The organism is Mycobacterium sp. MFM001, from assembly GCF_003402475.1.
Lineage (GTDB): Bacteria > Actinomycetota > Actinomycetes > Mycobacteriales > Mycobacteriaceae > Mycobacterium.
Map to the genome: position 1 here is coordinate 49,504 of NZ_BFAB01000003.1, position 12,521 is coordinate 62,024.

Annotated in this window: 15 protein-coding genes and 1 other RNA gene; 8 read left to right on the forward strand and 8 right to left on the reverse strand. The window is 68.8% G+C overall.

The genetic code is table 11. The features are described from left to right. Nucleotides 1-19: 19 nt before the first annotated feature. The gene (locus tag MFM001_RS06475) at nucleotides 20-1,453 is read left to right on the forward strand and encodes a CYTH and CHAD domain-containing protein (RefSeq protein WP_116374449.1); all 1,434 of its coding nucleotides are present in this window, start codon (nucleotides 20-22) and stop codon (nucleotides 1,451-1,453) included. A 6-nt stretch (nucleotides 1,454-1,459) separates the two neighbouring features. Here the strand turns inward: MFM001_RS06475 and rnpB are convergent. Beyond that, nucleotides 1,460-1,850, reverse strand: an RNA gene (gene rnpB / locus MFM001_RS06480) — RNase P RNA component class A. A 283-nt stretch (nucleotides 1,851-2,133) separates the two neighbouring features. Here rnpB and MFM001_RS06490 point away from each other — a divergent pair. Next, entirely contained in the window at nucleotides 2,134-2,853 is a 720-nt protein-coding gene (locus MFM001_RS06490; RefSeq protein ID WP_116374451.1) for a 2OG-Fe(II) oxygenase, read from the forward strand. Here the strand turns inward: MFM001_RS06490 and MFM001_RS06495 are convergent. Further along, nucleotides 2,838-3,479, reverse strand: coding sequence for a bifunctional 2-polyprenyl-6-hydroxyphenol methylase/3-demethylubiquinol 3-O-methyltransferase UbiG (locus tag MFM001_RS06495; RefSeq protein ID WP_116374710.1), 642 nt, complete (start codon nucleotides 3,477-3,479; stop codon nucleotides 2,838-2,840). The genes MFM001_RS06490 and MFM001_RS06495 overlap by 16 nt on opposite strands. Before the next feature lie 46 nt (nucleotides 3,480-3,525). Here MFM001_RS06495 and MFM001_RS06500 point away from each other — a divergent pair, with 46 nt between their 5' ends. Beyond that, a complete protein-coding gene (locus tag MFM001_RS06500) occupies nucleotides 3,526-4,104 on the forward strand; it encodes a helix-turn-helix domain-containing protein (RefSeq protein ID WP_116374452.1) in 579 nt (192 codons plus the stop codon). On the opposite strand, the gene MFM001_RS06505 is transcribed toward MFM001_RS06500, so the two are convergent. Genes MFM001_RS06505 through cobC form a run of 4 tightly spaced genes read right to left on the reverse strand, consistent with a single transcriptional unit; the run spans nucleotide 4,101 to nucleotide 8,078 of the window. Continuing rightward, entirely contained in the window at nucleotides 4,101-5,183 is a 1,083-nt protein-coding gene (locus MFM001_RS06505) for a bifunctional RNase H/acid phosphatase (protein ID WP_116374453.1), read from the reverse strand. The two genes, MFM001_RS06500 and MFM001_RS06505, sit on opposite strands and share 4 nt — an antisense overlap. Next, nucleotides 5,180-5,914, reverse strand: coding sequence for a zinc ribbon domain-containing protein (locus MFM001_RS06510; protein ID WP_116374454.1), 735 nt, complete (start codon nucleotides 5,912-5,914; stop codon nucleotides 5,180-5,182). Before MFM001_RS06510 ends, MFM001_RS06505 begins: the two co-directional genes overlap by 4 nt. Then, nucleotides 5,911-7,050: a Nif3-like dinuclear metal center hexameric protein gene (locus MFM001_RS06515; protein WP_116374455.1), complete on the reverse strand. Its 1,140-nt coding sequence runs from the start codon at nucleotides 7,048-7,050 to the stop codon at nucleotides 5,911-5,913. Before MFM001_RS06515 ends, MFM001_RS06510 begins: the two co-directional genes overlap by 4 nt. After that, nucleotides 7,047-8,078 (reverse strand): Rv2231c family pyridoxal phosphate-dependent protein CobC, encoded by a 1,032-nt coding sequence (gene cobC, locus MFM001_RS06520; RefSeq protein WP_116374456.1) that lies wholly within the window; start codon nucleotides 8,076-8,078, stop codon nucleotides 7,047-7,049. The genes MFM001_RS06515 and cobC overlap by 4 nt, the downstream gene beginning before the upstream one ends. Nucleotides 8,079-8,159: 81 nt before the next feature. On the opposite strand from cobC, the gene MFM001_RS06525 reads away from it, so the two are divergent. Genes MFM001_RS06525 through MFM001_RS06535 form a run of 3 tightly spaced genes read left to right on the forward strand, consistent with a single transcriptional unit; the run spans nucleotide 8,160 to nucleotide 10,076 of the window. Beyond that, nucleotides 8,160-8,786, forward strand: a complete 627-nt coding sequence (locus tag MFM001_RS06525; protein WP_116374457.1) for an HAD-IA family hydrolase — start codon at nucleotides 8,160-8,162, stop codon at nucleotides 8,784-8,786. Beyond that, nucleotides 8,779-9,267, forward strand: coding sequence for a low molecular weight protein-tyrosine-phosphatase (locus MFM001_RS06530; protein WP_116374458.1), 489 nt, complete (start codon nucleotides 8,779-8,781; stop codon nucleotides 9,265-9,267). The genes MFM001_RS06525 and MFM001_RS06530 overlap by 8 nt, the downstream gene beginning before the upstream one ends. Further along, a complete protein-coding gene (locus tag MFM001_RS06535) occupies nucleotides 9,267-10,076 on the forward strand; it encodes an SURF1 family protein (RefSeq protein ID WP_116374711.1) in 810 nt (269 codons plus the stop codon). Before MFM001_RS06530 ends, MFM001_RS06535 begins: the two co-directional genes overlap by 1 nt. On the opposite strand, the gene MFM001_RS06540 is transcribed toward MFM001_RS06535, so the two are convergent. Further along, a complete protein-coding gene (locus tag MFM001_RS06540; RefSeq protein WP_116374459.1) occupies nucleotides 10,048-10,986 on the reverse strand; it encodes a cobalamin biosynthesis protein in 939 nt (312 codons plus the stop codon). The two genes, MFM001_RS06535 and MFM001_RS06540, sit on opposite strands and share 29 nt — an antisense overlap. Nucleotides 10,987-11,021: 35 nt before the next feature. Between MFM001_RS06540 and MFM001_RS06545 the strand changes: the two genes are divergently transcribed. Continuing rightward, nucleotides 11,022-11,828: an oxygenase MpaB family protein gene (locus MFM001_RS06545; RefSeq protein WP_192886869.1), complete on the forward strand. Its 807-nt coding sequence runs from the start codon at nucleotides 11,022-11,024 to the stop codon at nucleotides 11,826-11,828. A 3-nt stretch (nucleotides 11,829-11,831) separates the two neighbouring features. On the opposite strand, the gene MFM001_RS24470 is transcribed toward MFM001_RS06545, so the two are convergent. After that, the gene (locus MFM001_RS24470) at nucleotides 11,832-11,975 is read right to left on the reverse strand and encodes a hypothetical protein (protein WP_160117997.1); all 144 of its coding nucleotides are present in this window, start codon (nucleotides 11,973-11,975) and stop codon (nucleotides 11,832-11,834) included. Nucleotides 11,976-12,079: 104 nt separating this feature from the next. On the opposite strand from MFM001_RS24470, the gene MFM001_RS06550 reads away from it, so the two are divergent. Beyond that, entirely contained in the window at nucleotides 12,080-12,487 is a 408-nt protein-coding gene (locus MFM001_RS06550) for a VOC family protein (protein WP_116374460.1), read from the forward strand. Nucleotides 12,488-12,521 lie beyond the last annotated feature (34 nt).

A 12,521-nucleotide genomic window follows, 5' to 3' on the forward strand; every position in this document is an offset into this window, starting at 1 on the left:
GCGCATAGGCTAGCGCGACATGCCGCGCTATGTGGAGGTCGAGCGCAAGTTCGACGTCGCCGAGTCGACGTTGCCGCCGTCGTTCGGGGGTATCCCGGCCATCAGCCGAATCGAAAAGCGACCGCCGCAGACGCTGGATGCCGAGTATTTCGATACACCCGATCATGATCTGGCGTCGCATCGAATCACGTTGCGCCGCCGCACCGGTGGCAGCGACGCCGGTTGGCATCTGAAGTTGCCGGCCGGCCCCGACACGCGCACCGAGGTGCGGGCGGCGCGGAGCGACACGGTGCCCGACGACTTGCGAGATGTGGTACTGGCGATCGTGCGGGATCGCCCGCTGCGACCGGTTGCGCGGATCAGCACAATCCGGGAATTGCAGCTGCTGTCCGGCGCCGACGGCGAGGTGCTGGCCGAGTTCTGCGACGACCGCGTCACCGCATCCGCCGAAGCCGGCGCCGAACAGCGTTGGCGTGAATGGGAAGTCGAACTCGCGGGGTCCGACACGAAACTGCTGGACTTGCTGAGCACCCGCTTGCTCGACGCGGGAGCCACACCGGCGCGGCACGCCTCGAAGTTGGCGCGGGTGCTCGACGGACACGATGCGCAGACCCTACCTGCCGATCCGCTGCGCCGCGCTGTGGCCGAGCAGGTCGACCAGTTGCTTGTCTGGGATCGCGCCGTGCGCGCCGACGTCGACGACGCCGTACACCAGATGAGGGTGGCGACACGCAAGATCCGCAGCCTGTTACGGGCCGCGCCGGAGTCGTTCGGGGTCTCCGACGACACCCGGGTGCTCGACCAATTGCGGGGGCTGGCCGCAGTGCTGGGCGAAGCGCGCGACACCGAGGTGTTGGCTGAGCGCTACCGGCGGGCGCTCGACCGGCTGCCACCGGAACTGGTGCGCGGACGCGTCCGGGAACGTCTGGTCGACGAGGCCCACGACCGCTACCAGGCGGGCCTGCGGCGGTCGTTGGAGGCGATGCGTTCGCCGCAATACTTCCGGCTGCTCGACGCCCTGGAAACGCTGGTGGCCGAACCCGCGGCGACCGGCCCGGGCCAGGAGCCGGAGCCGGCGGTGGGCGCCGGCTACAAACGAGTGCGCAAGGCCGCCAAGGCCGCGGCGACCACGCCCGAAGACGGCCGCGATGCGGCTCTGCACCGGATCCGCAAGCGCGCCAAGCGACTTCGATACACCGCGGCGGCCGTGGGCGTGAAAAAGGTAGCGCGGCGGGCGGAGGCAATTCAAAGCTTGCTCGGCGAGCACCAGGACAGCGTGGTCAGCCGCACGCATTTACAGCAGCAGGCCGACGCCGCGAGCGCCGCTGGCGAGGACACCTTCACCTTCGGCCTGCTGTATCAGCAAGAGGCCGACCTGGCCGGCAGCTCTCGGCGGCAATTGCCCAAGGCGCTGCGCAAACTCGACAAGGCGGTGCGCAAGAAGCTGCGGTAGTCGGGGCGGGCGAGTTGGCCTGTAAGCCGGATTCTGTACCGCGCCATCATTGCTGGCGGCGCGGCGGCGACCATCCATCTGGACACACCGTCACCGGGTGCCTCGAGCGGCCTACCCGCAGGCTCGGGCGAGCAACCCTCGGACGCCTGCGCGACCGCACTGTAGTGCGGTCTTCTTGGCCTTGCTTCGGGTGGGGTTTGCCGAGCCATCCCGGTCACCCGGAATGCTGGTGCGCTCTTACCGCACCGTTTCACCCTTACTACCTAGGTAGCGGTCTGTTTTCTGTGGCACTTTCCCGCGGGTCGCCCCGGGTTGCCGTTAGCAACCACCCTGCTCTGTGAAGTCCGGACTTTCCTCGAACCGCCTTGCGACGGTCCGCGGCCGCCCGGCCAACTCGTCCGCGCTACCACCGTACTAGCTACCGAAACTGCAGGCCAGCTACGCGGCATGCAGTTGCGAGAGCGTTATCCCGATGACGGCTTCTACCTCGCTGATTTGAATCCTCAACGGCGCCCGCGCTGGCGGCGGCGCGGTCGACTGATACTGCGCTCCCGTCGCCCCCACCAAGCCCTCAACGACCAAACCCCCAAGCAGGCCTACCTCAACAAGACTTAACAACAAAACCTGCCACTTTCCTGGCGCAAGACACGAGGCGGGCGACACTGCCTATCGTGAGAACGGTGACGCAGGTCAATAGGTGGCGCAAGCGCGTCGCCGCTGCCGACTGGGACGCAGTAACCGCCGCGGTCGACGACCACGGCGGTGCGCTGCTGCCCCGACTCCTCACTCGCGCCGAGGCGGTGAAGCTGCGCAAGCTCTATGTCCGCGACGAGTTGTTCCGCAAGACAATCGACATGCAGCGGCACCGCTACGGCGCGGGCGAATATCGGTACTTCCACGCGCCCTATCCCGAACCGATCGAAGAGCTCAAGCAGGCCCTGTATCCGCGGCTGCTGACGATCGCGCGCGACTGGTACACCAAGCTCGGCCGCGACGCCCCGTGGCCAGACACGCTCGACGAATGGCTGCGAATGTGTCATGCCGCGGGCCAGTCCAGGTCGACGGCGCTGATGCTGAAATACGGTACCGCCGACTGGAACGCGCTGCATCGGGACCTTTACGGCGACTTGGTGTTTCCGCTTCAAGTGGTGATCAACCTGAGCGACCCGGAAACCGAGTACACCGGCGGTGAGTTCCTGCTTGTCGAGCAACGTCGACGGGCGCAATCGCGCGGGATCGCGACGCAGTTGCCGCAGGGCCACGGCTACGTGTTCACCACACGCGATCGCCCGGTACGGTCCGCCCGTGGCTGGTCCATATCACCTGTGCGGCATGGTCTTTCGATAGTCCGCTCCGGAGAGCGGTATGCTCTCGGGCTGATCTTTCACGACGCCGCCTGACGATCCTCCCGTCGCAGCACGATGACGTTGTCGGTCAGCGTCGCACGCTCGCCGCCCGGGCCGATCACTTCGCGTTGCACACCCTCGGCCCGCACACGATGCCAGCCGGCGTTGTCCGGCGGCAGGTCGGCGAGTACCTCGGCGATGCTGGGAAATCGGTGATCCTGGTGCAGTGACCAGGGCGGCGCCGACCCGTGGTCGACGACCAGCAAAACGCCACCGGGGGCCAGACTTTCGGCGGCGCGGCGCAGCACCGCCGTGCGCTCCAGCCGCACCGGCGATTGAAAGAACTGGGCGGACACCAGGTCGAACGTCCCGTCCGGAAAACTCTCGGACAGGTCGCGATGCTGGAAGTCGATACGATCCAGCAGGTTTCGCTCCTGCGCGTCGGCCACTGCGCGCTGTAACGCGGTCCTCGACACGTCGACGGCCACCACCTGCCATCCGTGCTTGGCCAGCCACATCGCATCGGCGCCCTCACCGCAGCCCAGATCCAACGCCCGACCGGGCTTCAGGGCCGAAACCAGTTCGGCCAGCCGGACATTGACCCGACTGCTCCAGATCCGGTCGGCCCGGCCATAGTGCTGCTCCCAAAACTGCTGTACTTCATCTAATTCAGCTGCCATACAGCGAGCTTGCAGCCGGGCGCCGAAAATGCCAACCTTGTTTGCCATGCGGGCAAACGCGGATGAGACGGTCGACACCAGGGTCCGCAGGCGGCTGCGGGAATTGCGCATGCAGCGCGGCATGACGCTGGAAGACGTGGCGGGGCGCGCGAGTATCGACATCTCCACGCTGAGCCGGCTGGAATCGGGAAAGCGCCGGCTGGCGCTGGATCATCTTCCCCGTCTGGCCGAGGCGCTGTCAGTCAGCACCGACGAGCTGCTGCGCGAACCCGAGCAGCCCGACCCTCGGGTGCGCGGTGCCTCGCACACCCATCACGGAGTGACGTACTGGCCGCTCACACGCCACGGACCGGCCGGTGGCCTGCACGCCTTCAAGGTGCGCGTCAGCGCGCGTCGGCGCAGACCCCCGGCGCAGCTACCGGTCCACGAAGGCCAGGACTGGATGTATGTGCTGGCCGGCAGCATGCGGCTGGTGCTGGGCGAGCGGGACTTCGTCATTCGGCCCGGGGAGGCCGTCGAGTTCTCGACCTGGACACCGCACTGGTTCGGCGCCGTCGACGGACCCGTGGAAGCCATCATGATCTTCGGCCAGCACGGCGAGCGACTGCATCTCCACGCCGATTAGAGGTACGCCGTCTGGTTCACCAGTCGCACCGACGACGCACCGTCCGGGTAGAACTCGGCGATGGAGAGTGACGCCAGGTCCAGATGTAGCCGGTAAAGGATGCCGGGACCGGCGTCGAGCGCGATTCGCAGCAGCATCTTGATCGGGGTCACATGCGACACCACCAGCACGGTAGAGCCGCCGTGTTCCTCGACGATCCGATCCCTTGCCCGGACGACCCGCTGGTGCACGGCATCGAAGCTCTCCCCGCCCGGCGGCGTGGTGCTGGTGTCGCGCAGCCAACGCCGATGCAGCTGCGGATCGCGTTCAGCCGCTTCGGAAAACGTCAGACCCTCCCAGCCGCCGAAGTCGGTTTCGACCAGGTCGTCGTCGACGGTCACATCCAGACCCAGCGCCTTGGCGGCCGTCGTCGCGGTGTCATAGCAGCGCTGCAGCGGCGAGCTGATCACCGCCCCGATTCCGCCGCGCTGCGCCAGATACCGCGCCGCCGCGTCGGCTTGGCGCCACCCCAGGTCGGTGAGCGCCGGATTGCCGCGTCCCGAGTAGCGCCGCTGGATCGACAGTTCGGTCTGGCCGTGCCGCAACAGCAGCAGCCGGGTGGCAGCACCGCGCGCGCCGGTCCATCCGGGCGCCGTCGCAGGCTCGGTTCCGGTTGCAGCCGTGTCGGATTCGATCCCCGCCGCCGCGTCCATCGCCTCGTTGGCCAGCCGGTCGGCGTAAGAGTTCTGCGCGCGCGGCACCCAGGAATAGCTGATCGCCTCGAACCGCGACGCCAGTGCGCGGGCCTGCGCATGCAGTTGCGCCAGGTCGGGGTGCTTGACCTGCCAGCGCCCCGACATCTGCTCGACCACCAGCTTGGAGTCCATCGAGACGGCGACGTCGGTGGCGCCCAGTTTCGCGGCCTCCTCCAAACCGGCGATCAGCCCACGGTATTCGGCGACGTTGTTGGTGGCCCGACCGATCGCCTGCTTGCTCTCGGCCAGGACGGCCGAACGGTCCGCCGACCACACCACCGACCCGTACCCGGCCGGGCCGGGGTTGCCACGAGATCCGCCGTCGGCTTCGACGATGACTCTCACTGGCCAAACCCTTTGACCCGCAGAAGGATTGCTCCGCATTCCGGGCAGCGCAGCACGTCGTCGTCGGCGGCCGTCGCGATCCGGGAGAGTTCCCCGCGGTCGATTTCGATCCGGCAGGCACCGCAGCGGCGGCCCTGCAGCGGCCCGGCACCCGGTCCGCCGCGGGCGCGCTGCCGTTCGTAGAGCGCGACCAGCTCGGGGTCCAGGGCCGCGGTCAGCTCGTCGCGCCGCGACGAGCGCTGCTGTCGGGTCTGGTCGATTTCGGCGAGCGCATTGTCGAGAGCCTGTTGCGCGGTGCTCAATTCGGCCTGCAGCCCGTCGATCGCGGCCAGTTCGGCGTCCTGCCGAGCTTGCAGTTCCTCGCGGCGCTCCATGACCTCCAGCAGCGAATCCTCCAAGCTGGACTGGCGCCGCTGCAGCGTTTCCAGTTCGTGCTGAAGCTCGGACAGTTGCTTGGCATCGGCCACCGATTGCAGCAGCGCGCGGTCGCGGTCTTCGCGCTGGCGCACGGCGTCGATCTCGGATTCGAATCGTGAGACCTGGGCGTCCAAGTCCTCCAGCGCGATTCGCAGCGCTGCCAGCCGGTCGTTGGCTGCGCCGTGGTCGGCCTGTATCCGCTCGTAGTCCTGCTGTTCGGGCAGATGACCGGCCCGATGCGTCAGGCGAGCCAGCTCGGCATCCAGCTCGGCCAACTCGAGCAGCGAACGCTGCTGGGCTACTGCGGCTTTCACGTGTGTTGGCCTCCGGCGGTGTTGTCGACGTTCCAGGGATCGGTGCGGACGGGGCACACCCGTACCCGCAAAGCAGTGCCAAATGCCGACCGCAAGACCTCGGCGGCCTGGTCGCACCACGGGTATTCGCTGGCCCAGTGCGCGACGTCGATCAGCGCGACGTCAGAGGCGCGGCGGTGTTCGTCGGCCGGATGGTGGCGCAGGTCGGCGGTGACATACGCCTGCACACCGGCCCTCGCCACCGCGTCCAGCAACGAGTCGCCGGCGCCGCCGCAGACCGCGACCCGCGACACCGGCATATCGGGATCACCGGCGGCGCGCACTCCCCACGACGTCTTCGGCAAGCCCGCGTTGACGCGAGAGACGAAGTCGCGCAACGGTTCCGGCTGCAGCAGCGTGCCGATGCGGCCCAACCCGACATCGGTGGGCGTTGCCGCCAGCACGAAGATGTCGAACGCCGGCTCCTCGTAGGGATGGGCGGCGCGCATGGCGGCGAGCACCTCGCGGCGTGCCCGCGCCGGCGCGACAACCTCCACCCGGTCCTCGACCACCCGCTCGACGGCGCCCACGCTGCCGATGGCAGGCGTCGCCGCGTCGCCCGGCAGGAACTGGCCGGTGCCCGTGACGCTCCAACTACATTGCGAATACTCGCCGATGACGCCGGCGCCCGCCGCAAAGACCGCACCTCGCACCGCGTCCGCGTTTTCCGGTGGCACGAAGATCACCCACTTGTCCAGATCGGTCGCCGCGGGCAGCGGCTCCAACACCGCTTCGACGGACAGCCCGAGCGCCTGCGCCAGCGCGTCGGACACGCCCGGCGACGCCGAGTCGGCGTTGGTGTGCGCCGTGAAAAGCGAACGGCCGGACCGGATCAGCCGGTGTATCAGCGCGCCCTTTGCGGTGCTGGCCGCGACGGTGTCCACGCCGCGCAGCAGCAGCGGATGATGGGCCAGCAGCAGGCCACCGTCGGGAACCTCGTCGACCACGGCGGTGGTGGCGTCGACCGCCACCGTCACCGACTCCACGGCATCGTCGGGGTCGCCGCACACCAGCCCCACCGAATCCCACGACTGGGCAAGCCGCGGCGGGTACGCCTCGTCGAGCACGCCGATCACGTCGGCAAGTCGGACGCTCACGGCAACACCTCGGCAAGAGCCTCGATGAGCACCGGCCACTCGGGGCGCACCGCGGCCCGCAGGTAGCACCCGTCCAGCCCAACGAACGTGTCGCAGCGCCGAACGGCAATCCCTTTGGCGTGCAATTGCTTTCGCATTAATTCGGCATCCGGCACGGTGAACAGCACAAACGGCGCGCGACCGTCGACCACTTCGAGGCCCAACGAAACCAGCCCCGCTACCATCTCCGCCCGCAGCCCTGCCAGCCGCGCGGCGCCCGCTGCGGCCTCGGCCACCGCCTCGGGCGCACAACACGCCGCGATCGCCGCCAACTGCAGCGTGCCCAGCGGCCAGTGCGGCCGCGAACAGCCCAGCCGCGCAAGCACCTCGGGCGCGCCCAGCGCATAGCCCACCCGCAGCCCCGCCAACGACCAGCTCTTGGTCAGGCTGCGCAGCACCAGCACGTCGGGCAGCGAGTCACCGGCCAGCGACTCCGGTTCGCCGGCAATCGAATCGGCGAACGCCTCGTCCACCACCACGATCCGGCCCGGCCTGCGCAGCGCAAGGATCTGCTCACGCGCGTGCAACACCGCAGTCGGATTGGTCGGGTTGCCCACCACGACCAGATCGGCCTCGTCGGGCACCTCTATCCCGGCCAGCCTGAACGGCGGCTCGAGCACCACATGCCGCACCGGAATACCTGCGCCGGTCAGAGTCACCTGCGGTTCGGTGAACGACGGCGCAACGATCGCGGCCAGCCGCGGTCGCAAGTTCGGCAGCAGCGCGAATCCCTCGGCCGCGCCGGCCAGCAACATCACCTCATCGTCGGACCGGTGGTGGCGGGCAGCGACGGCCCGAACCGCCGCGCGCTCGTCGGCAGCCGCCGGGTAGCCGGCCAGATCCGGCAGGCGGGCGGCCAGCCGCTCGACCAGCCACTGCGGCGGTCGGATGTCGCGGACATTGACGGCGAAGTCGAGCATCCCGGGTTCGGCGGCCTGATCGCCGTGGTAGCGCCCCGCCGCCAGCGGGGTCGGGTCCGGACTCGCCACCCTTGAAACACTAACGGTCCTGCCGACGGTGCAGGTGAGCACGTCGGAGACAATGGGACCGTGCCAGCCAGCCCTCCCCACATGGTGATCTTCGACCTCGACGGGACGCTCACTGATTCCGCGGCCGGGATCGTGTCCAGCTTCCGCCACGCGCTGCGCCATGTCGGCGCGGCGGTGCCCGACGGCGACCTGGCCGGCCGGATCGTCGGCCCGCCGATGCACCACACCCTGGCCGGCATGGGGCTCGGCGAGCACACCGACGCCGCGATCGCGGCCTACCGCGCCGACTACACCGCCCGCGGCTGGGCGATGAACAGCGTGTTCGACGGGATGGTGCCGCTGTTGGCGGACCTGCGCGCCGCCGGCGTGCGGCTGGCGGTCGCCACCTCTAAGGCCGAGCCGACGGCGCGACGCATCCTGGCCCACTTCGGGCTAGACGGGCATTTCGAGGTCGTCGCCGGTGCCAGCGTCGACGGCTCGCGCAGCAGCAAGGCCGACGTGCTGGCTCATGCGCTGGCGCAGCTGGCGCCGCTGCCGGAGCGGGTGCTGATGGTCGGCGACCGGGTGCACGACGTCGACGGCGCCGCCGCGCACGGCATCGACGCGGTGGTGGTCGGCTGGGGCTACGGCCAGGCCGACTTCGCCGACGACGCCGATGTGCCGCGCGTTGCGACCGTGGCCGAATTGCGGAGGGCGCTGGGTGTCTGACCGGCGGCTGCACATCACGTTCGTGTGCACCGGCAACATCTGCCGGTCACCGATGGCGGAAAAGATGTTCGCCCACCAGATCACCCAGCGCGGCCTGAACGACGTCGTGCGGGTCACCAGTGCGGGTACCGCCGGGTGGCATATCGGCAAGGCCGCCGACGAGCGGACCAACCGCGTGCTGCGTGCCCACGGCTACCCCACCGACCACTGCGCCGCCCAGGTCGACCTCGACCACCTCAACGCCGACCTGGTGGTGGCGCTGGCCCGTAATCATGTGTGGCCGTTACGGCAATTGGGCGTCGACGCGGGCCGGATCCGCATGCTGCGGTCGTTCGACCCGCGTTCGGGTGCCTACGCCCTCGACGTCGACGACCCCTATTACGGCGACCACGACGACTTCGAGGCGGCGTTCGTCGCCATCGAGGCCGCCCTCCCTGGCCTGCACAAGTGGGTCGACGAGCAACTGAACGGCCAGCAATGATGCGACGGCTGGGGTTTCTGTTGCGGCCGGGATGGCTGGCGCTGGCGGTGGTGGTGATCGCGTTCACCTATCTGTGTTTCACCGTGCTCGCGCCGTGGCAGCTGGGCAAGAACACCAAGACGTCGCGGGAGAACAAGCAGATCGAGCAGTCGCTGAGCACGGACCCGGTTCCGGTGAAAACCCTCTTGCCGCAGCAGGATTCGTCGGCGCCGCAGGCGCAGTGGCAACGGGTGACCGCGACCGGGCATTACCTGCCGGACGTGCAGGTGCTGGCCAGGTTGCGGGTGGTCGCCGGCGATCCGGCGTTCGAGGTCCTGGCGCCGTTCGTCGTCGACGGCGGTCCCACCGTGCTGGTCGACCGCGGCTACGTGCGGCCCGAGCAGGGTTCACGGGTGCCGCCGATCCCCCCGCCGCCTGCCGAGACGGTGAGCATCACCGCGCGGCTGCGCGACTCGGAGCCACCGGTGGCGGGTAAGGAACCGTTCGCCAAAGACGGTGTGCGACAGGTGTATTCCATCGACGTCGAGCAGATAGCGACGCTGACCGGGGTGCCGCTGGCCGGGTCGTATCTGCAGCTGGTGGACAACCAGCCCGGCGGGCTCGGCGTGCTCGGGGTGCCACATCTGGACGCTGGGCCGTTCTTGTCGTATGGCATCCAATGGATCTCGTTCGGCATCGCTGCGCCGATCCTGTTGGGCTACTTCGTCTACGCCGAGATCCGCGCGCGCCGCGCCGAAAAAGCGGCATCGGAGCAGGCGCCGAAGACCGTCGAGGAGAAGCTCAGCGACCGCTACGGGCGGCGGCGATAACCAACGCGCAAGCCGCGAACTGCACCACTCGCGACAGCTGCACCGCGCGGCGCAGGTCGGCCACCGTCGGCGCCGGCCCCTCGCCGAGGGTGGGCCGGATCTGCAGCCCGTATTGGTAGTGCGTGGGCCCGCCGAGGCGCACGCCCAGTGCCCCGGCGAACGCCGCCTCGACGACGCCGGCGTTCGGACTGGGATGCCGGGCGGCGTCGCGGTGCCACGCCCGCAGCGCCGGCGAAGGTGAGCCGCCGACGGCCGGTGCGCACGCCGCCACCAGCACCGCGGTCGCCCGCGCGGCCACATAGTTGGCCGCGTCGTCCAAACGTGCTGCGACCCAACCGAATCGGGCATAGCGCGGCGAGCGATGGCCGATCATCGAGTCCAGCGTGTTGATCCCGCGGTACACCAGCGCGCCGGGAACCCCGCCAATGGCGGCCCACAGCAGCGGCGCCACCTGCGCATCGGAGGTGTTCTCGGCGACCGACTCCACCGCCGCGCGGGCCAACCCGTCGGCGTCGAGCAGCTCCGGGTCGCGGCCACACAGCGACGGCAACAGCCGTCGGGCCCCGCCAATGTCGTCGCGGCTCAACAGCTCCGACATCGCCGATCCGGTGCGTGCGAGCGACGTGCCGCCCAGCGACATCCAGGTGGCCGCCCCGGTTACCGCAACGAACCACAGCGGACCCCGCCGCCCGGCCCAGCGCTGCGCCGTCGCACCGAGCAGGCCCAGCGCCCCGATCAGCACGCCCACATGCAGCGCGCCCGCAACCCGAGAATCGCGGTAGGTGGACCGCTCCAGCGCCGCGGCCACTGCGCCGAACCCAGCGACCGGATGACCGCGCCGCGGGTCGCCGAACACCACATCTGCCAGGTAGCCGGCCAGCACACCGACGAGCCGGGTCCGCCCAAACACCCCGGCAGCCTCTCACACGTGGTCTACTCGGGTTCATGAAGCGATCCGGTGTCGCCGACCTGCTGAACCCCGCCGCCCTGCTGCTGCCCGCCGCGAACGTGATCATGCAGCTGTCGTTGCCCGGCGTCGGCTACGGCGTCCTGGAAAGCCCGGTGGACAGCGGCAACGTCTACAAGCACCCGTTCAAGAGGGCCCGCACCACCGGAACGTATCTCGCCGTCGCCACCATCGGCACGGAACAAGACCGGGAGCTGATCCGCGCGGCCGTCGACACCGCGCATCGGCAGGTGCGCTCCCGACCGTCAAGCCCAGTGTCCTACAACGCTTTTGATCCGCGGCTGCAGCTGTGGGTGGCCGCCTGCCTGTACCGCTACTTCGTCGATCAGCACGAGTTCTTGCACGGCCCGCTCGACGACGCCAGCGCCGACGCCGTCTATCAAGACGCCAAGCGGCTGGGCACCACGCTGCAGGTGCGCGACGGCATGTGGCCGCCGGACCGAGTCGCGTTCGACGAGTACTGGAAGCGCACCCTCGACGAGCTGCACATCGATCCGCCGGTCCGCGAGCACCTTCACGGAGTGGCGTCGATGGTGTTCCTGCCCTGGCCGCTGCGCACGCTGGGCCGTTTCAACTTGTTCGCAACGACAGGTTTCCTGCCCCCGGAGTTCCGGGCGATGATGCGGCTGGACTGGTCGCAATCCCAGCAGCGACGCTTCGAGTGGCTGCTATCCGCGCTACGGGTGGCCGACGGGCTGATCCCGCACCCGGTATGGATATTCGGCTATCGGCTTTATCTGTGGGACATGCGATTCCGCGCGCGGCGCGGCTGGCGAATCGTGTAGCGGTTAGCCGAACATCACGAGCAGCACCATGGCGATCATGCACAGCACTGCCGTCCAAAACCACGGCTGCAGAAGGATGCGCTCGTTGGTTTCTTCGGTCTTGCGGGGACGGGACGTCGTACGTTCGGGCGTCAACTGCGAAGTCATACTAACTATCGTGACCGATTAGCCGACCTTAGTAAATGTGTTGCTGACCTCATCGTTCTGGGTTTGAGACCCAGGTCACATTTCCGAAAAGAGAGGCGGACCAGATGGCATTCCCTGCGCTCAACCACGTCGCAATCACCGTGCGCGACATCGAGGTCAGCGGCCCCTGGTACCGCCAACTATTCGGCACCGACCCGGTGCTCGACGAGCACACCGACGGCGGCTTCCGGCATCTGGTGTGGATGCTCGAAGGGGGCACGCTGTTCGGTGTCCATCAACACGAGCGTTCGGCTCCGGACGAGCGATTCAGCGAATTCCGCGTCGGCCTCGACCATGTCGGCTTCGGCTGCGCCAACCGCGCCGAGCTGGAGACGTGGCTGACCCGGCTGAACGAACTCGGCGCCCACCACGGCGGCATTGTGGACGCCGGCTACGGCTCGGGCCTGAGCTTTCGCGACCCGGACGGGATCGCGCTGGAGTTCTTCGCCCCGCCGGGCGCAGTGAAGGGGTAGCCCGCTGGCACGCCAAGATGAGGCCGTGGATCCC

Coding starts and splice junctions, on each gene's coding strand:
- MFM001_RS06495 (WP_116374710.1), bottom strand. CDS start 3,479: ATGGCAGCTGAATTAGATGAAGTACAGCAGTTTTGGGAGCAGCACTAT.
- MFM001_RS06475 (WP_116374449.1), top strand. CDS start 20: ATGCCGCGCTATGTGGAGGTCGAGCGCAAGTTCGACGTCGCCGAGTCG.
- MFM001_RS24470 (WP_160117997.1), bottom strand. CDS start 11,975: ATGACTTCGCAGTTGACGCCCGAACGTACGACGTCCCGTCCCCGCAAG.
- MFM001_RS06525 (WP_116374457.1), top strand. CDS start 8,160: ATGGTGATCTTCGACCTCGACGGGACGCTCACTGATTCCGCGGCCGGG.
- MFM001_RS06500 (WP_116374452.1), top strand. CDS start 3,526: ATGCGGGCAAACGCGGATGAGACGGTCGACACCAGGGTCCGCAGGCGG.
- MFM001_RS06550 (WP_116374460.1), top strand. CDS start 12,080: ATGGCATTCCCTGCGCTCAACCACGTCGCAATCACCGTGCGCGACATC.
- MFM001_RS06545 (WP_192886869.1), top strand. CDS start 11,022: ATGAAGCGATCCGGTGTCGCCGACCTGCTGAACCCCGCCGCCCTGCTG.
- MFM001_RS06535 (WP_116374711.1), top strand. CDS start 9,267: ATGCGACGGCTGGGGTTTCTGTTGCGGCCGGGATGGCTGGCGCTGGCG.